At 64.9% G+C, this 15,861-nt stretch carries 18 protein-coding genes; 3 read left to right on the top strand and 15 right to left on the bottom strand.

What is annotated here, in order from left to right; translation table 11 throughout:
* From IVA91_RS21725 to uvrC, 8 genes are all read right to left on the bottom strand, one after another.
* Window positions 1-1,464, bottom strand: a complete 1,464-nt coding sequence (locus IVA91_RS21725; protein ID WP_247277567.1) for an EAL domain-containing protein — start codon at window positions 1,462-1,464, stop codon at window positions 1-3.
* Between the two features lie 206 nt (window positions 1,465-1,670).
* Window positions 1,671-2,801 (bottom strand): YihY/virulence factor BrkB family protein, encoded by a 1,131-nt coding sequence (locus IVA91_RS21720; protein WP_247415061.1) that lies wholly within the window; start codon window positions 2,799-2,801, stop codon window positions 1,671-1,673.
* On the bottom strand, window positions 2,802-3,389 hold the full coding sequence (locus IVA91_RS21715) for a phage holin family protein (protein ID WP_247277565.1): 588 nt from the start codon (window positions 3,387-3,389) through the stop codon (window positions 2,802-2,804).
* A gap of 89 nt (window positions 3,390-3,478) precedes the next feature.
* Window positions 3,479-4,468 (bottom strand): 50S ribosomal protein L3 N(5)-glutamine methyltransferase, encoded by a 990-nt coding sequence (prmB, locus tag IVA91_RS21710; RefSeq protein WP_247277564.1) that lies wholly within the window; start codon window positions 4,466-4,468, stop codon window positions 3,479-3,481.
* The gene (locus IVA91_RS21705) at window positions 4,468-4,935 is read right to left on the bottom strand and encodes a molybdenum cofactor biosynthesis protein MoaE (RefSeq protein ID WP_247277563.1); all 468 of its coding nucleotides are present in this window, start codon (window positions 4,933-4,935) and stop codon (window positions 4,468-4,470) included. Before IVA91_RS21705 ends, prmB begins: the two co-directional genes overlap by 1 nt.
* 87 nt (window positions 4,936-5,022) lie before the next feature.
* Window positions 5,023-5,274, bottom strand: a complete 252-nt coding sequence (gene moaD / locus IVA91_RS21700; protein ID WP_247277562.1) for a molybdopterin converting factor subunit 1 — start codon at window positions 5,272-5,274, stop codon at window positions 5,023-5,025.
* The gene (gene pgsA, locus IVA91_RS21695; protein WP_247277561.1) at window positions 5,271-5,888 is read right to left on the bottom strand and encodes a CDP-diacylglycerol--glycerol-3-phosphate 3-phosphatidyltransferase; all 618 of its coding nucleotides are present in this window, start codon (window positions 5,886-5,888) and stop codon (window positions 5,271-5,273) included. The genes moaD and pgsA overlap by 4 nt, the downstream gene beginning before the upstream one ends.
* A gap of 97 nt (window positions 5,889-5,985) precedes the next feature.
* Complete coding sequence (gene uvrC / locus IVA91_RS21690) at window positions 5,986-8,055, bottom strand: excinuclease ABC subunit UvrC (RefSeq protein ID WP_247277560.1); 2,070 nt, start codon at window positions 8,053-8,055, stop codon at window positions 5,986-5,988.
* 249 nt (window positions 8,056-8,304) lie between these two features.
* On the opposite strand from uvrC, the gene IVA91_RS21685 reads away from it, so the two are divergent.
* Complete coding sequence (locus tag IVA91_RS21685; protein ID WP_247277559.1) at window positions 8,305-8,928, top strand: outer membrane protein; 624 nt, start codon at window positions 8,305-8,307, stop codon at window positions 8,926-8,928.
* A gap of 69 nt (window positions 8,929-8,997) precedes the next feature.
* Here IVA91_RS21685 and IVA91_RS21680 read toward each other — a convergent pair whose 3' ends face one another.
* The 4 genes from IVA91_RS21680 to IVA91_RS21665 all read right to left on the bottom strand — a co-directional run bounded on the left by IVA91_RS21680 (window position 8,998) and on the right by IVA91_RS21665 (window position 11,800).
* Complete coding sequence (locus IVA91_RS21680) at window positions 8,998-9,213, bottom strand: cold-shock protein (RefSeq protein ID WP_008544396.1); 216 nt, start codon at window positions 9,211-9,213, stop codon at window positions 8,998-9,000.
* Window positions 9,214-9,464: 251 nt separating this feature from the next.
* On the bottom strand, window positions 9,465-10,325 hold the full coding sequence (gene rlmJ / locus IVA91_RS21675; RefSeq protein WP_247277558.1) for a 23S rRNA (adenine(2030)-N(6))-methyltransferase RlmJ: 861 nt from the start codon (window positions 10,323-10,325) through the stop codon (window positions 9,465-9,467).
* 189 nt (window positions 10,326-10,514) lie between these two features.
* Entirely contained in the window at window positions 10,515-11,219 is a 705-nt protein-coding gene (locus IVA91_RS21670; protein WP_247277557.1) for a ribonuclease T2, read from the bottom strand.
* A gap of 119 nt (window positions 11,220-11,338) precedes the next feature.
* A complete protein-coding gene (locus IVA91_RS21665; RefSeq protein WP_247277556.1) occupies window positions 11,339-11,800 on the bottom strand; it encodes a hypothetical protein in 462 nt (153 codons plus the stop codon).
* Between the two features lie 183 nt (window positions 11,801-11,983).
* On the opposite strand from IVA91_RS21665, the gene IVA91_RS21660 reads away from it, so the two are divergent.
* Window positions 11,984-12,289: a hypothetical protein gene (locus tag IVA91_RS21660; protein ID WP_247277555.1), complete on the top strand. Its 306-nt coding sequence runs from the start codon at window positions 11,984-11,986 to the stop codon at window positions 12,287-12,289.
* A 44-nt stretch (window positions 12,290-12,333) separates the two neighbouring features.
* Window positions 12,334-12,864 (top strand): DUF3617 family protein, encoded by a 531-nt coding sequence (locus IVA91_RS21655; protein ID WP_247277554.1) that lies wholly within the window; start codon window positions 12,334-12,336, stop codon window positions 12,862-12,864.
* Between the two features lie 65 nt (window positions 12,865-12,929).
* On the opposite strand, the gene IVA91_RS21650 is transcribed toward IVA91_RS21655, so the two are convergent.
* From IVA91_RS21650 to IVA91_RS21640, 3 genes are read right to left on the bottom strand one after another with little or no spacing between them, the layout of a single operon-like run.
* Entirely contained in the window at window positions 12,930-14,318 is a 1,389-nt protein-coding gene (locus IVA91_RS21650) for an ATP-binding protein (RefSeq protein WP_128946364.1), read from the bottom strand.
* A 27-nt stretch (window positions 14,319-14,345) separates the two neighbouring features.
* Window positions 14,346-15,077 carry a response regulator transcription factor gene (locus IVA91_RS21645; protein ID WP_247277553.1) on the bottom strand — a complete coding sequence of 244 codons (732 nt, stop codon included), beginning with the start codon at window positions 15,075-15,077 and terminating at the stop codon, window positions 14,346-14,348.
* Complete coding sequence (locus tag IVA91_RS21640; protein WP_247277552.1) at window positions 15,074-15,616, bottom strand: MarR family transcriptional regulator; 543 nt, start codon at window positions 15,614-15,616, stop codon at window positions 15,074-15,076. Before IVA91_RS21640 ends, IVA91_RS21645 begins: the two co-directional genes overlap by 4 nt.
* Window positions 15,617-15,861 lie beyond the last annotated feature (245 nt).

Here is a 15,861-nt window from a genome sequence, read left to right as displayed (position 1 = left end):
TCAGATGCGGCGCGCGAGCGCCGCGTTGCCGATGATACGCTGTGGCGGAGGCGCGGAAGATGTCCCGCCTGAGCTGGGTGTACCGGAGCCATTGGATCCCTGGATGTCCTGCGCCGGGGTCGGCGAGGCCCCGCCGGTAGCAGATGACCCTTCCGGCCGCAATGGCCGGGGCGGTGCGAACAAAAAGCCCTGGCCGAACCGCACGTCATAATCGAGCAGGTCGACCACCGCGCGCTCGCCCTCGATCCGTTCGGCGATCAGGTCGATGCCGAAGCGGCCGAGCAGGTCGGAGAGGTCGGACGGGTGGATGTCCGAGGCCGAGGCCTGCTTCGGATCGAGCAGCAGCGTGGCCGGCACCTTGATGAAGCGCACGCCGCGGTCGGCGAGCTCGCGCGGCTCGATGCGCAAATCCGTGACATGGTCGATCGAGAAGCGGAAGCCGCGCTGGGCGAGCGCGGCGAGATTCTCGGTCTCGGCCGGACCGAGGTTACGGAAGGTCGACTGCTTGAACTCCAGCACCAGCGAGGGCGCAAGCGCCCGGTTGGCTTCAAGGAAGTCGAGACATTGCGCGAAGGTGGTGGAATTGCCGAGCGTGGAGGCCGCGACGTTGCAGAACACGCCGACATCCTTGTTGCGCACCATCAGGCGCCGCAGCACCTGCACACAGCGCAGCATCACCATGTTGTCGATGCGCCCGATCAGCCCGGAGGCCTCGGCGATGCTGATGAACTCCTCAGCGGCGATCAGCTGATCGCGCTCATCGCGCAGGCGCGTCACGGCCTCGTAGAACCGCACCTTGCGCTGCGGCAGCGTCACCATCGGCTGGAGGAAGATATCGATGCGGTTTTCCTCGATCGCGTTGCGCAGCGTCGCCAACAATTGGGTCTGGTTGCGGCCGTTGGCGAGCTGGGCCGGGACCGTCTGTGCAGGCCGCGGCTGCGCTGCCGGGGGTGGAGGCGCAACGGCCAGCGGTGACGGGTCAGCCGGCCGCTCTTCGATCGTCGCGCTCAGGTCGAGCGGCGCGGGCTCCTGTTTCTCGACCGGGCTTGCGGCTGATACCGGAGCGCCGCCAGCCAGCAGGTCTTCATGGGCCGAGACGGTGGTGGCGAGCTGCCTGACCAGTCCGCCGAGTTCGTTGATCTCGCCGACCACCGACTGGATGCGCTCGGCGTTGGTCGAATTGGACGAGGCGATGCGTCCCTCGATTGCAGCTAACCGGCGGCCGAACTCGGCCACCTGGCGCGCGAGGTCGGCGGTGCCGCGCGAAAGGTCGGCGATCTGGCCGCCGACGTCGCTGCGGTCGCGCAGCCGCATCGATACCGCGTTGTAGAGGATCAGGAAGGTCAGCGCCACGATCGCGGATTCGGTTCCGCTGATGCCGGCGACCGAATAGAGCACAAGCCCGAGCGAGGCCGCGACCAGAACCATGCAGATGGCGATGAAGATCGTCGAAATGCGAATCATGCCGCGCGTTACGCCTCTAGAGCTGACTGTCTCACCGGGAAAACACGGGCCGCCGTCCGACGCGTCACGTCTCATGCTCCCCCGAGCCATGTGAGCTTAACATCATTGTTGATTCGAGGGGATAGCGGCGTCCGGCGCGCGGGCCGAGGTTGGCGCGCAAGCTTTGCAACCGGCGCTCACGATCAGGGGCGGACCGAATTGCAGCGTCAGGACGGCGCGGCCGCGCCGACCGTGTCGGCCGAGACGGCTTCGCGGCTGCCGAGCGGCTTCGGCCGCCCGGTGGTCGTATCGCGCAGGGTCTGCCGTTCGATCTCCGAGTTCAGCTCGGCTCCGAACATGATGACGATCGCCGACATCCACATCCACATCATGAGGCCGATCGCTGCCCCGAGCGAGCCGTAGGTCGCGTTGTAATTGGCGAATTCTGACAGATACCAGGACAGCAGCGCCGAGCCGGCGATCCAGAGGATGGAGGCCGTCACAGCGCCGAGGCTCAGCCATTGCCAGCGCGGCGCATCGCGGCTGGGCGCGAAGCGATAGAGGATGGCGAGCGCCACGAGCAGGATGAGGAACAGGAGCGGCCATCGTGCCAGCGCCACGATCAGCTTGCTTCCGGGCGCCATGCCGAGATGATTGAGCGCGAGCGGGAAGGCGACGACGGCGCCCACCATCAGCAGCAGCGCTACGATGCCGCCGACAGTGAAGGCCAGCGACACCATATTGAGCTTGATGAAAGTACGCTTCTCGCGCTCCTCATAGGCGACGTTGAGAGCGTCGAAGATCGCCTTGACGCCGGCATTGGCGCTCCAGATCGCAAGCAGAAGCCCGAGCAGGAAGGTGGCCCCGAGCGTCGTGTTGCCATGCGACACCACGCGCGCGACCTGGTCCTCGACGATCTGGAACGAGCCCTCGGGCAGCATGGTGGCAAGCGTCTGGAGATTGGCGCTGATGGTCGAGGGATCGGCGAACAGGCCATAAGAGGAGACAAGTGCCGTGACAGCGGGAAAGATCGCGAGCAGGCCGAAAAAGACGACGCCGCCTGCGGTCGCCAGCAGGCGATCCTCATCGATGCGCTGATAGGTCCGCCAGAAGATGTCCTTCCAGCCCGCCCAGGGGATCGTGAACGGGCTCTTGGCATGACGGCCGCGGCGGGGCTCCACGGCCGCGCTCGCCGGATGCGTTTCCGGTGAATTCGCCTCGGCCTTGCGATGGTCTTGCGGAGGCCCCGACTTGGCCAGGCCGGAGTCCTGGAAGTAGCGCTCCGCGGTGAGCACGAACACTGCCGTAGCCGCCACCAGCAGCCAACTGTCCATTTGCTCGGAGCGCCGCATCAGCATTCACGCTTCCAATCCGTGCCTGTGACGCCGCCGGCGTGCAGCCGTCAACCCGACCAGGCCGACGGCCGCGAGCATCAGGCCAAGTTGCACGGGACGGTTGGCGCGGTTCGGCCAGGCTTTGCTGTCGCGACCGCGTTCACCGGGCGCAAGCGGCACGAGGGGGATCGTCGTTGCGACCTCCTTCACTGCCTGCTTGACCGTTCCGCGAGGAATCCGCGGGGTGGCGATCGCAACCCGCATCCGGCTGGCGAGCGGCACGATCGGCTTGTCCCGACGCTTCACTTGAGCCAGAGCCACCCCGGCGCAGGTTGCGGCGAGCACCAGCAGCAAGGCTCCGACGGCGCCAAAGCCCCAGAATTGCCCGTAGGTGATCGCAACCCAACGGTACAGCGCGACCAGACCGACAAAGAAGGCCGCAATGACGAATAGCCCGGCCACCGCGAACAGGCCGGCTGCGACCGCATAGGACGTCGCCCGTCCGGTGGCTTGGTTGGTGCGGTCGCGCAAATACGATTGTGCGGCGCGTTTGAGGTGGTTGAGCTTGAGCGCCATGCCGGCGCGCAGCAATTCACCCGATGGCGCGAGCATGCGGACATCCTCCGAGAGCAAGACAATTCGTCGGGGGTGAACGTGGCGGAATTTGACTTGTTCCGAGGGAGCGTGCCCGTCGTAGCGGATCAGCCGAGATCGGCGGCTGCGATCCAGAACACCTCGCCCTCGGAGTCTTCGGTGTCCAGCCAGAGCAGCGGCAGTTCCGGAAAGGCCTCGTCGACTAGTCCGCGGCCGCGGCCGATCTCGCAGACCAGCCCGCCATCCGGCATCAGGTGATCGGGCGCCTCGCGCAGGATACGGCGCACCACGTCGAGACCGTCGGCGCCGCCGTCGAAGGCGAGCTTCGGCTCGGCCCGGCACTCCGGCGGCAGCGCGGCCATGCCTTCCGCATCGACGTAGGGCGGATTGGTGATGATCAGGTCGTAGCGTGCATCGCCGAGCGGGGCGAACAGGTCGCCGCGATACAGGCTGATCCGGTTCTCGAGCCCGTATTCGCCCACATTTCGCGCAGCGACCTCGATCGCGCCCTTGGAGATGTCAACGGCGTCGACGGTGGCGTTCGGAAAATGATGCGCGGCGAGGATGGCGAGGCAGCCCGATCCGGTGCAGAGATCGAGCACGCGCTCGACCGCCGTGGGATCGTCAATCAGGGATCCGGCAGTGCCGTGGCCGCCAAAATGCGAGTCCAGCAGTTCGCCGATGAAGGAGCGTGGAACGATGACGCGCTCGTCGACATAGAAGGGTAGCCCGCGCATGTAGATCTTGTTGACGAGATAGGCGGCCGGTTTGCGCGTGGTGACGCGCTGATGGATGAGATCGAGAACGGTCTTGCCCTCGGCGAGGGTGACACGCGCGTTGGCGAAAAGCTCGAACTGTTCGGGATTGAGATGCAGCGCCTCGCTGACCAGGAAGGCCGCCTCGGCAACCGGATCGGTGGTGCCGTGGGCAAAGGCGAGCTCGGCTTCGACAAAGCGGCTCACCGCATAGCGGACCAAATCGAGCAGCGTGACAAGCTCACCAGGAGCGACCTTAGCAAGACCGACCGTAGCAAGACCGACCTTAGCAAGTCTTGGCGCGCCGCGGCCACGCGCGGTCTTTTTGGATGCTCTTGCCATCAGGACCGGGTCCAGCGTGCGGCGGCTTCGTCGTCGCGGGCCTCGGCCTCGACCCAGCCGGTGCCGGCTTCGCTCTCTTCCTTCTTCCAGAACGGCGCGCTGGTCTTGAGATAGTCCATCAGGAACTCGGCCGCCTGGAACGCGGCCTGGCGGTGCTGCGAAGCGGTCAGCACCAGCACGATGTTCTGGCCGGGCATGAAGCGGCCGACGCGGTGAATCACCGTGACGCCGTTCAGCGGCCAGCGCGAGGTCGCCTCGTCGACGTGACGCTTGATCTCTTCTTCGGCCATGCCCGGATAATGTTCGAGCGTAAGCGCAGCGACCTTCGCACTATCCTCGTCGGCGCGGCAGATGCCCGAGAAGCTCACGACCGCGCCGATGTCGGTGCGGCTCTTGGTCAGGATTTCGATCTCGCGCGCGAGGTCGAAATCGTCCTCCTGGATGCGGATGGTGACGGGGCAGCTCATGCTCGCCCCGCTCCGACGGTGCCACACCTCTCCCCGATAGGGAGAGGCGTGGTGGCACCGTATGCTGGTGTGTTCGAGAACATTGGCCTAGCCGCCGGTCATCGGCGGGAAGAACGCGATCTCGCGGGCGCCCGCGATCGCGGTGTCCGGCTTGGCGTGGGCGTGATCGATCGCGGCGCGGATCACCTTCGGCTTCTCGAAGGCGTAGGCATAGGCCTCGCTCTGGGCGGACAGCCAGGCGATCAGCTCCTCGACGGTGCGCACCGTTGCGGGCGGTTCGATGGTCTCCTCGGCCTTGCCGACGCGCTCGCGCACCCAGGCGAAATATTTCACCTTCATCCCTCGTCCTCCTTGATGAGGTGATGGATGCCAGCGCGGAAATAGTCGTAGCCGGTGTAGATGGTGAGGATCGCCGAAGCCCACAGCAGCGCCAGCCCGATCATCGAGACCACCGGCACCACCTCATCACCGGCCGGGCCCGCGAGCAGGAAGCCGATGGCGACGAGCTGGACCGTGGTCTTCCATTTGGCGAGCTTCGTTACGGGCACGCTGACGCGCAGCGCGGCGAGATATTCGCGCAGGCCCGAGACCAGGATCTCGCGGCACAGGATTACGATGGCGGCCCACAGCGACCAGCCATGGATGATGCCATCGGCGGCCAGCATCAGCAGGCACGAGGCAACCAGCAGCTTGTCGGCGATCGGGTCGAGCATCCGGCCGAACGCTGATTGCTGATTCCAGATTCGCGCATAATAGCCGTCAAGGTAATCGGTCACCCCGGCGCCGATGAAGATGGCCACCGCCACCCAGCGCAGCCATAGCGGCCCGTCCATGATCGACTGCGCGTAAATGCATCCGACCACGACCGGGATCGCGGCGATCCGGCCGTAGGTCAGGATGTTGGGAAGGGACATCGAGCGCCTGGTTGCCCCTCGTGTCGTCGCGATGTTCATCCGTCCTACCAATACCGCTGGTGCCTGAACGTCAACCGTCCCGCTCTCCAAATGAGGCGCGGACGCAACGATCATATGACCGCGGTCCCCCTTTAGTTCATCCCGGCTGGGGATGGAAATACTCGAAAATCCTGCGGGCGCTTTCGGCGCTCACCCCCGGAACCTTGCCGAGATCGGCGATCGAGGCCCGCTCGATCTCCTTCAGGGTTCCGAAATGGTGCAGCAAGGCACGTTTACGTGACGGACCGATGCCCGGAATCTCCTGCAAACCGGCCTCGCGGATGTCCTTCTTGCGCAGCTTGCGGTGCGAGCCGATGACGAAGCGGTGAGCCTCGTCGCGCAGGCGCTGGATGAAATAGAGCACGGGATCGCGCGGCTCCAGCTTGATCGCCTCGCGCTCCGGCATGAACAGGGTCTCGCGACCGGCATCCCGGTCCGGCCCCTTGGCGACCGACATCAGCGACACCTGGGTCAGGCCGAGACCTGCAAAGATCTCGCGGACGGCGTTGAGCTGGCCGCGGCCGCCGTCGATGATGACGAGGTCGGGCCATTGCGGGAAATCGTCCTCCTTCGCCTTGGCCACGCCTTCCTCGGGCGGATTGATCAGTCGCTTGAAGCGTCGCTCCAGCACCTCGCGCATCATGGCGTAGTCGTCGCCAGGCGTCAGTCCTTCCGACTTGATGTTGAACTTGCGGTACTGGTTCTTCACGAAGCCGTCCGGGCCGGCAACGATCATGGCGCCGACCGCATTGGTGCCCTGGATGTGGCTGTTGTCGTAGACCTCGATGCGCTTGGGCACGTGCGGCAGGCTCAGCGTCGCGGCCATGGCCTCGAGCAGGCGGCTCTGCGTCGCGGTGTCCGCGAGCTTGCGGCCGAGCGCCTCGCGCGCATTGGTCAGCGCATGAGTGACGAGCTCCTTCTTCTCACCGCGCTTGGGCGCGGTGACCTCGACCTTGTGGCCGGCTTTGGTCGACAGCGCATTGGCGAGCAGCTCGCTCTCCTCGATCTCGTGCGAGAGCAGGATGTTCTTCGGCGGCGGCTTGTCGTCGTAGAACTGGGCGAGGAAGGAGCCGAGCACCTCCTCGGGGGTAAATGTCTTTTCCGCGCGCGGGAAATAGGCGCGGTTGCCCCAGTTCTGTCCGGTGCGGAAGAAGAACACCTCGACGCAGGAGAAGCCGCCCTCCTGGTGGATGGCGAACACGTCGGCTTCCTCGACCGTGCGCGGATTGATGCCCTGTTGCGACTGGATCGCCGACAGCGCGGCGAGGCGATCGCGATAGAGCGCAGCGCGCTCGAATTCGAGCTCGCCGGAGGCCTTCTCCATCTCGCCGGCGAGTTCCTGCTTCACCGCATGGCTCTTGCCGGAGAGGAAGTCGGTCGCTTCGCGCACCAGGGTCGTATAGCCGGGGAAGTCGATCTCGCGGGTGCAGGGCCCGGCACAGCGGCGGATCTGGTAGAGCAGGCAGGGCCGGGTGCGGCTCTCGAAGAAGGAATCGGTGCAGGAGCGAATCAGGAATGCGCGCTGAAGGGCCGTGATGGTCCGGTTCACGGCGCCCGCCGAGGCGAACGGGCCGAAATAGCGCCCCGGCCGGGTCTGCGCGCCGCGGTGCTTCAGGATCTGCGGCGCCCAATGGTCGCCGGTGATCAGGATGTAGGGAAACGACTTGTCGTCGCGCAGCTGCACGTTGAAGCGCGGCCGCAGCTGCTTGATGAGGTTGGCTTCCAGCAGCAGTGCTTCCGTCTCGGTGGTGGTTGAGACGATCTCCACGGTCACCGTGGCCGCGATCATGCGCAGGATGCGCGCCGGCTGCGGCGCACTCTGGCGCGCGTAGTTGGACAGGCGCTTTTTGACGTTCTTGGCCTTGCCGACATAGAGCACGTCCGCGTTCGCATTGAGCATGCGATAGACCCCGGGCGAGGTGGGGGCGAGCCGGACCGCGCGCTCGATCGCCTCATGACCGGTCGCCAGCGGGCCCTCGCCGACCGCGCCGCTCTCTTCCAGGATATCCGGCAGCCGCGCATCGTCCTCGTCGTCGCCGCTCGCTGTTGCGGGATCGAGGTCCGGCGGCGCCATGTCCGTTTCCGGAGGCGGGGCGTCCGGTGCGGTGACGCGCACGGGTTTGCGCGTACGTGCATCGTCCGGATTGTCGGGGGAATCGTGAACCATGGTGCGAATTTAGGCGCTGGGGGTGCCGATTTGAAGTTCCGGCCGTGGCGCACGCACAGGATGGCGGGCGCAGTTCCCGGTAACGCTTGGTTAAGCCTGTCAATAGCGCGGTAACCCGGCTTAACAGCCCTTTAACTTAAAGCTCTCGATAAATCTTACGCGAAAAAGTGGTGGTTCCGTAACCATGCGGTCTGGCTTCGCGCGGCGGCGCAGGCATCGCGGGGGGCGGCAGTTGCGTTGGAGTGTGTGATGAAGGGGCTCGTTGTGGGCGCAGCCGCGTTGGTTGCTGCCGGCTGGACAGCTTCGGCAGGGGCCGCCGATCTCAGTTACGGGCAGCGTGCCCCCTATACCGTCAATCAGCCGCTCAATGCGTACAGCTGGGCCGGTCCTTATCTAGGCGGCAACGTCGGCTATGAATGGGGTTCGGTCGACAACAATCCCTCAAAGCCTTCCGGCTTCGTCGGCGGCGTGCAGGCCGGCTATAATTTCCAGAATGGCCCTTGGGTGTTTGGCGTCGAGGGCGACATTCAGGCCGCCGGTGCCGACGATACCTTCGCGCCGTGGAAGTTCTCCAATCCGTGGTTTGGCACCCTGCGCGGCCGCGCCGGCTATGCCTTCAGCAATGTGCTGTTCTACGGCACCGCTGGCCTCGCTTTCGGCGAACTGCGCGCGCAGACCTTCGGCTGGACGGAATCGCACACCACGGCCGGCTGGACCATCGGTGCCGGCGCGGAAGTCGGCCTTGCGCCGAACTGGAGTGCCAAGCTCGAATATCTCTACATCGATCTGTCGACGAGTCAGTTCGCAATTACGGGCGTGTCAAACGGCTATAGCGCCAGCGTTGTCCGCGCAGGCGTGAACTATCACTTCTGATAGCTGAAGAAGAAAATACCGGACCAACCTCCCGGCCGCTCGCGGCCGGGATTTTTTAAGCCAGGCTCGCTAGGAGAGGATGACCAAATTGACCGCCTTCGGTCCCTTCCCCTTCTTGTCCGGTTCGACTTCGAAAGTAATACGCTGTCCTTCGGCAAGGTCCTTCAGTCCCGCCCGCTCTACGGCGGTGATGTGAACGAAGACATCGCGGCCGCCGTCGTCCGGCTTGATGAAGCCGTAGCCGCGCTCGCCGTTGAAGAACTTGACCGTTCCCGTCATGGCCATCGGGAAACTCCCCCTCATTGCTCCTCCGCCGCGACGCAGACTCGCGTCACGACATGACCGGACCTTACGAAGCCCGGGAGCTGGCCATCCTTGGGCGGACCTCATAGGTCCGGCCGGATCTTTCTTGGGCCTTCACTCCGCCGCAACCATTCGCGGAAGCGGAACGTAAAGCCAGTCACGGAAACAGCATAATACGGTTCGTCGCAGATTGACTACCGTTCCTGCATATTTTTCCCAAGAATGCCGGAGTGTTACGGCCTCGGCACCTCCAATCGGAATCTGGCAGCGCCGCCCTGGCCGAGCGGCATTTCGAGCTCGGGCAGGATGGTCTTGAGCTCGCCGTGCAGCGTGTAGGGCGGGTTGACGATCAGAAGACCCGTGGAGGTGAGGGCCGCGCCATCGAGCTGCGGCGCCACACTGAATTCGAGGCGCAGGCATTTTCCTGATGGCTTTGCTGCGGCTGCGAGCCGCGCCACCGTTTGCGCCAGCGTGTCGGTGGCGCGCCGGTTCTTAGCCGGATACCAGACGACGTAGATACCGGTCGGCCATTTCGCGAACGCCGCCGAGAAGGCCTCGCCAAGCCGCTCGAACTCATCCTTGGCCTCGAACGGCGGGTCGATCAGCACGAGGCCGCGCCGCTCCTTCGGCGGCACGAAGGCGGGCAGTGCCATCCAGCCGTCGAGATCGACCACGCGAGCCTGCTCGTCGCGGCGCAGCACGTCGATCAGCGCTTTCCGCGCCTTCGGCTCGAGCTCGCAGGCGATGAGGCGGTCCTGCGGCCTGAGCAGGCCGCGCGCGATCAGTGGCGAGCCCGGATAGGCCTTGAGCTCGCCCTTCGGATTGAAGGCGCGGACGATGTCGAGATACGGCTTGGTCAGCGCCGCGGTCTCGTTCGACAGCCGCGCCTGCATCAGCCGCGCAATGCCGGTCAGCCACTCGCCGCCACGGCGCGCCTCGTTGCTGTCGAGGTCGTAGAGGCCGGCGCCGGCATGGGTGTCGATGACGCGGAACGCCGCCGGCTTGTCCTGCAAATAAGTGAGGATGCGCGCCAGTACGATGTGCTTGATGACGTCGGCGAAGCTGCCGGCATGGAAGGCGTGACGGTAGTTCATGGCGGAGAGTTACGACATCGCGAGGCGAAAGTAACGGCCGTCATTTCGGGACGGTGCGCCAGCACCGAACCCGAAATCCATTTCTTTGAGAATGCGGACAGATGGATTCCAGCCCCGCGCTTCCGCCTTCGCTCTTCGGGCTGCGGCGGACAAGCCGCGCGCTCCGGAATGGCGATCCGAGGGCTCCCTCTACCCACCCCTGATCGGCGGCATCGTCACCTGCTCGCGGCGGCAGGTGCGGCGCTCGAGCTCGTCGCAGGCGCGGAATTGCAGATCCTTGCTGAGGCAGATGCGGACCTCAGACAGCCGTGTCCGGTTACAGGTGACCGAGATGGCGGCATTGCTGAGGCCGGGATTGGCCTTGATAAAGGCGTCCTCGACCTCCGCCGGCGCCACGGTCTTGGCCTGCGACAGATCGAGATATTCGGCCGGGATCTTGATCGCGGCGCGCGCTTTGCGGATCGTTTCGAAATAGCTGCGGCTCTCGAGCCCGGAGCAGGTGCCGTGCTTGTCCCATTCGTTGAAGATCAGGCCCGGCGCCGGCATCAAATCCAGCATCGAGGAGACGATGCCGCGGTTCAGCCGCGGTGCCGGCCGCTGGCAATATTCGGGGAAGCCGTTTTCATATTGCGGCCACAGCCCGTGCACCACGAAGGCGTAGGGCCGTCCGCTGCACTGCATGTGTGAGCGGCCGTTGCGCTCGGCCGCTTCCTCGCAGAAGGAGGGCGACCATGACAGCGACAGCACATAGAAATCGAACTCGCCCGGCGCGTTTTGCCGCTTGTCCTGGGCCTTTGCGCCGCCGGCGAACGAGGCCAGGCCTGCGGCAAGGATCAGGGGAAGGGTCAGCGAGATCACCAGGCGGGAAAACGAATGCAATCTGGAATGAAACATGGCGATGCCCCTCAACTAGACTGTGCAATGAAGCCTAGTAGGCGATAAGAACATTTCAAGAACAAAATGCAGCCACCGCCGCTCAGTCGCCAGATCGGCCCGACTCGGGACTCTTCAAATCAGGGCTTGGCGGCGCGGCAGGCTGGATTGTAGGCCCAGTTGCGGTCGACTCCGACGACGCACCATTCGACGCCATTGCCGTAGCCGGCGAAGCCGCCATCCTCGATAATCGAGAAATGCACCTTGCGCACCTTGCCGTCATTGAGCATGGCGTCGCCGGTGCAATACCGGCGCGGAATGTTGTCGGACTGCCAGGGCCGGAAAGCGGTCTCGCGAACGGCGGAGAAGCCGGTGATCTTCAACGAGGAATTCCAGAACGAGCTTTCCTTCTCCCAGAACTGGGTGGCGATCGTCGGCAGCGCCTTGTCGCAATCGGCGACGGCGCCATCGTAGCGCGGCCCGCTCAGCCAGAAATTCGTCTCGAGCGGATTGGCGGCCCTGGCCTCACCGAGCGATAGCGCCCCGAACATGAGGCCGAGCACGGCGGCAAAGCGGAGCGATTTCAGGGAGGGGGCGCGCATGGGCAATCCGGACTGCTGGGTCTTGCGAAGGTGGGACCGTGCCGCGAAGGCTGGGCGGGGTCAAGTGCAGCGCGGCAACACTTCGCCAGGAGTTGACCACAACGTCGCGCTCGGCATGGCTTCCGTTCTTTCCACTTCCATCCCGGCACCGTAAACTGGCGCCAACCAATTGGAGTGACGGGAATGCGAATCATTGCGGCCGCGGGTCTTCTCGCCAGCCTGGTTGTCTCGGGTATGATGGCGAGCCAGTCGGTGCGGGCCGATATTCTTCCAGTGCCGCCGTTCAAGGGCAACGACACCGGCGGCATCATCGCCTATTCGATGGCGACCCAGGTCGATGCGCGGCAGGTCGCGGTCGATCACTGCGCGCGCTACGGCAAAGTCGCCAAATTTCTCGCGGTGCAGGCCTACGAGGGCGGCTACATCTCGTTCTCCTGCCGCTGGGTGCCCTACGGCGCCGCCGAGCAGCCGATCCGCACGCTGTACTGAACCGCGGTCGTAACGCCGCAATCTCTCAGCCGGGAGCCCCCCCGATGACGCGCAAACTCGCTTTGCTCGGCTCGGCCGCCTGTCTCGTGTTGTTCGCAGGCAGCGCCAGCGCCGACGATCTGCCGCTGCGCAAGGCCGGCCTTTGGGAAATGAAGCTGGTCACGACCGGCTCGCCCGTGCCCGAGATGACCATGCAGCACTGCACTGACGAGACCGTCGACAAGGAGATGAGCAACAACGTCTCCCCGATGGCCAGGCAGATCTGCGCCAAGCAGGAGATCAAGAAGACCGCGACCGGCTATGTCAGCGATTCCGAGTGCAACGTCGCTGGCGTCAGCACGACCTCGCATGCCGAGATATCAGGCGATTTCAACTCGGCCTACACGGTGAGGACCTCCTCGCATGCGCAAGGCGGCGTCGCCGGCACGGCCGGGCGCGATAGCACCATGACGCTTGAAGCGAAATGGCTCGGGGCCTGCAAGCCGGACCAGAAGCCCGGCGACATCGTGATGCCAGGCGGCTTCAAGATGAACGTGCGCGACGTGGATAAGCTGAAGGGACTGCTGCCGAAGTAGCGAGATCGTAGCCGGAAAATCGGTGGGCTCCCTCGCCCCGTTCTAACGGGGAGAGGCAAGAGCAGTTACACGGGTATCCTCACGCTCGCCCTCAATCCTCCCATCGGGCTGTCGCCGAGCGTGATGTCGCCGCCGTGGGAGCGGGCGATGTCGCGGGCGATCGCGAGGCCAAGGCCCGTGCCGCCTTCGTCCTGGTTGCGGGCGTTGTCCAGCCGCAGGAACGGCTTGAACACCTCTTCGCGCAAATGCGCGGGAATGCCCGGCCCGTCGTCGTCGATCGTGACCGTGAGATAGCGGTGATCGCGCTGGCCGGTGATGGCGATGGCCTTGCCGTAGCGTGCGGCGTTGGTGACGAGGTTGGCAAGGCAGCGCTTGAACGAGGCCGGCTTCACCGTCACCACTGGCAGGCCGTGGAACGCCACGGTCGCGGTGTGGCCGTGCCGTTCGGCATCGCTGCGCAGCTCTTCCAGGGCCTGGGCCATATCGGTCGGCTGCGATTGCTCGCCGGAATCGCCGCGGGCAAAGGCGAGGTAATCCTCCAGCATCATCGACATCTCGTCGACGTCCTTGCGCATGCCCTCGAGCTCGGGACTATCGCCGATCAGCGCCAGCTCGAGCTTGAAGCGGGTCAGGATGGTGCGCAGGTCATGGCTGACGCCGGCCAGCATTGCGGTGCGCTGCTCCATCGTGCGCTCGATGCGCGATTTCATCTCGAGGAAGGCGACGGAGGCGCGCCGCACCTCGCGCGCGCCTCTGGGGCGGAAATTCGGCGCCTCGCGGCCTTTGCCGAAGCTCTCGGCGGCATCGGCGAGCCGCAGGATCGGCTTGATCTGGTTGCGCAGGAACAGCACCGCGACGATCAGCAGGATCGAGGACGTGCCGACCATCCAGAAAAGGAAGATTTCCGAGTTGGAGGCGTAGGCGGCGCTGCGCTGGGCGAACACGCGCATCACGGCATCGTCGAGCTGGATGCGGATCTCGACGAGGTTGGAGCGGCCGACCGTGTCGATCCAGAACGAACGCCCGATCTGGCGGCCGAGCTGCACCGACAGGGTCTGGTCGAGCAGCGAGAAGAACGGCTTTGGTCCCGGTGGCGGCATGTCACCGGCAGGCAGGAAATCGACGACGAGGCCGAGCCGCTGCTGGGCGATGCGGCGGATCTGGTCGCGATCCTTGTCCTGCGGATAGCCCTTGTAGACGTCGATCAGCGCGGCGATGTCCTGCACCACCGCGGCGGACAGGCGCCGAGTCACCGTGTTCCAGTGCCTTTCCATGAACACGAAGGCGACGACCGATTGCAGGATCACCATCGGCACGATCATGATCAGCAGCGCGCGCGCATAGAGGCCGGTCGGCATCCAGCCCTTGAATGCGTTGCCCATCCAGCCATTGGCGGCGGAGACGCGGCCAGCGGCGCTCTTCAGAAGCGTCAGGCCCGTATCGATCGTGCTCATCGGTGGCGCTTCACTGCTCTATGGGCTTTAAGGCAAGGCCACCAGCCGGTAGCCGATGCCGCGCACCGCCTGGAGGAATAGCGGATTGGCGGGATCGGTCTCGATCTTGCGCCTGAGGCGGTTGATCTGAACGTCCACGGCGCGCTCGTTGACGCTGCCGTTGCCGGTCAGCGCGCTGCGCGGCACGGTTTCGCCCGGCGTCTCCGAGAGGATGCGCAGCATCTCGCGCTCACGGTCAGTGAGGTGAATGACCTCATCGCCCTGGCGCAGCTCGCCGCGTTCGAGATGGTAGACGTAGGGTCCGAAAGCGATCTTCTCCACGGTCGCCGCCTGCGGCGGCGGCGCGGCGCGCTTGAGGATGTTGTTGATGCGCAGCGCGAGCTCGCGCGGCTCGAACGGTTTTGCGACATAGTCGTCGGCGCCGATCTGCAGGCCCTCGATGCGCGCTTCTGCCTCGTGCCGCGCCGTCAGCATCACGATCGGCACCGAGGACGAGGTGCGGATGAAACGGGCGAGGTCGAAGCCGGTCTCGCCGGGCATCATGACGTCGAGGATCAAGAGATCGAAATGCAAGCCCATGAGCTTGGCGCGCGCATCGCTGGCACTGGCGGCGGTCGAGACCCGATAGCCTTCGCTGGCGAGGAAGCGCGACAGCAGATCGCGAATGCGGCGGTCGTCGTCGACCAGCAGCAGATGCGGGGCATCGTCGGCGGGTTGCACCGGCGGGCGGGCGAGCGTGGCAGCGAGCGGCACGGTCACTCCTTGGCGTCGTGGTTGACGGAAGCGAAGATCGTCTCGAGCACCTTGTCCGGATCGTCGCGATCGATCATCGCGCGCAGGAAGCGCTTGACGGTCTCGGCATCCTGCGGACCTATCTCGGCAAGCGCCTTGGTGATCCGCGTGGTCTGGAGCCCGGCAAGCTTCTGCACCAGCGCTTCGCCTTTCGGCGTCGCATAGAGCAGGCGCTGACGACGGTCATTGTCGCCGGTCTTCTGCACGATATAGCCTTCGTCGAGAAGCTGCTTGAGCACGCGGCCGAGCGATTGTTTTGTGATGCGCAGGACGTCGAGGAGATCGGCGACCTTGAGGCCGGGATAGCGATAGACGAAGTGCATGACCCGGTGATGGGCCCGGCCGAAGCCGAAGGCCTCCAGCTCCTGGTCTGGATCGCCCACGAAATCGCGATAAGCGAAGAACAGCAGCTCGATGATATCCCAGCGCAAATTGCCTCCATCGCCTGCGGCCGGCCGAGGCTCGGCGGCGTCTTGAGACGGACTCGCGAAATTTATGTCAGGCATATTGACGTATCTTGGGTTCAATGTTACAAAACGATTGGCCCGTACGAAATTTTAGATCGTATCGCGACGGGCGGCGTCGAAGCAGGGACGGCGGAAACAGCCGGACAGGCGACGACGGCCGGAGCAGATCTACCGTGCGATTGTCGAGCGGCATTTCGACAAAACATACTGGACTTCCGCCTTCCGCAAAAGCATGTCCTCGGCGACATGCTGGCCACGGGAAACCGGCCGTAACAAGGCTGGCG

The sequence above is a fragment of the Bradyrhizobium sp. 153 genome, from assembly GCF_023073835.1.
Classification (GTDB): Bacteria; Pseudomonadota; Alphaproteobacteria; order Rhizobiales; family Xanthobacteraceae; genus Bradyrhizobium.
Note: the sequence above shows the minus strand (reverse complement) of the source record. Positions and strands in the feature narration are given on the sequence as shown.

Bases quoted from the DNA above. Each gene is read 5' to 3' on its own strand.
- IVA91_RS21655 (WP_247277554.1), top strand. From the start codon at position 12,334: ATGACGCGCAAACTCGCTTTGCTCGGCTCGGCCGCCTGTCTCGTGTTG.
- IVA91_RS21640 (WP_247277552.1), bottom strand. From the start codon at position 15,616: ATGCCTGACATAAATTTCGCGAGTCCGTCTCAAGACGCCGCCGAGCCT.
- IVA91_RS21660 (WP_247277555.1), top strand. From the start codon at position 11,984: ATGCGAATCATTGCGGCCGCGGGTCTTCTCGCCAGCCTGGTTGTCTCG.
- rlmJ (WP_247277558.1), bottom strand. From the start codon at position 10,325: ATGAACTACCGTCACGCCTTCCATGCCGGCAGCTTCGCCGACGTCATC.
- IVA91_RS21725 (WP_247277567.1), bottom strand. From the start codon at position 1,464: ATGATTCGCATTTCGACGATCTTCATCGCCATCTGCATGGTTCTGGTC.
- IVA91_RS21715 (WP_247277565.1), bottom strand. From the start codon at position 3,389: ATGCTCGCGCCATCGGGTGAATTGCTGCGCGCCGGCATGGCGCTCAAG.
- IVA91_RS21670 (WP_247277557.1), bottom strand. From the start codon at position 11,219: ATGTTTCATTCCAGATTGCATTCGTTTTCCCGCCTGGTGATCTCGCTG.
- IVA91_RS21665 (WP_247277556.1), bottom strand. From the start codon at position 11,800: ATGCGCGCCCCCTCCCTGAAATCGCTCCGCTTTGCCGCCGTGCTCGGC.
- IVA91_RS21650 (WP_128946364.1), bottom strand. From the start codon at position 14,318: ATGAGCACGATCGATACGGGCCTGACGCTTCTGAAGAGCGCCGCTGGC.
- IVA91_RS21680 (WP_008544396.1), bottom strand. From the start codon at position 9,213: ATGGCCATGACGGGAACGGTCAAGTTCTTCAACGGCGAGCGCGGCTAC.
- uvrC (WP_247277560.1), bottom strand. From the start codon at position 8,055: ATGGTTCACGATTCCCCCGACAATCCGGACGATGCACGTACGCGCAAA.
- moaD (WP_247277562.1), bottom strand. From the start codon at position 5,274: ATGAAGGTGAAATATTTCGCCTGGGTGCGCGAGCGCGTCGGCAAGGCC.
- IVA91_RS21705 (WP_247277563.1), bottom strand. From the start codon at position 4,935: ATGAGCTGCCCCGTCACCATCCGCATCCAGGAGGACGATTTCGACCTC.
- IVA91_RS21685 (WP_247277559.1), top strand. From the start codon at position 8,305: ATGAAGGGGCTCGTTGTGGGCGCAGCCGCGTTGGTTGCTGCCGGCTGG.
- pgsA (WP_247277561.1), bottom strand. From the start codon at position 5,888: ATGAACATCGCGACGACACGAGGGGCAACCAGGCGCTCGATGTCCCTT.
- prmB (WP_247277564.1), bottom strand. From the start codon at position 4,468: ATGGCAAGAGCATCCAAAAAGACCGCGCGTGGCCGCGGCGCGCCAAGA.
- IVA91_RS21720 (WP_247415061.1), bottom strand. From the start codon at position 2,801: ATGCTGATGCGGCGCTCCGAGCAAATGGACAGTTGGCTGCTGGTGGCG.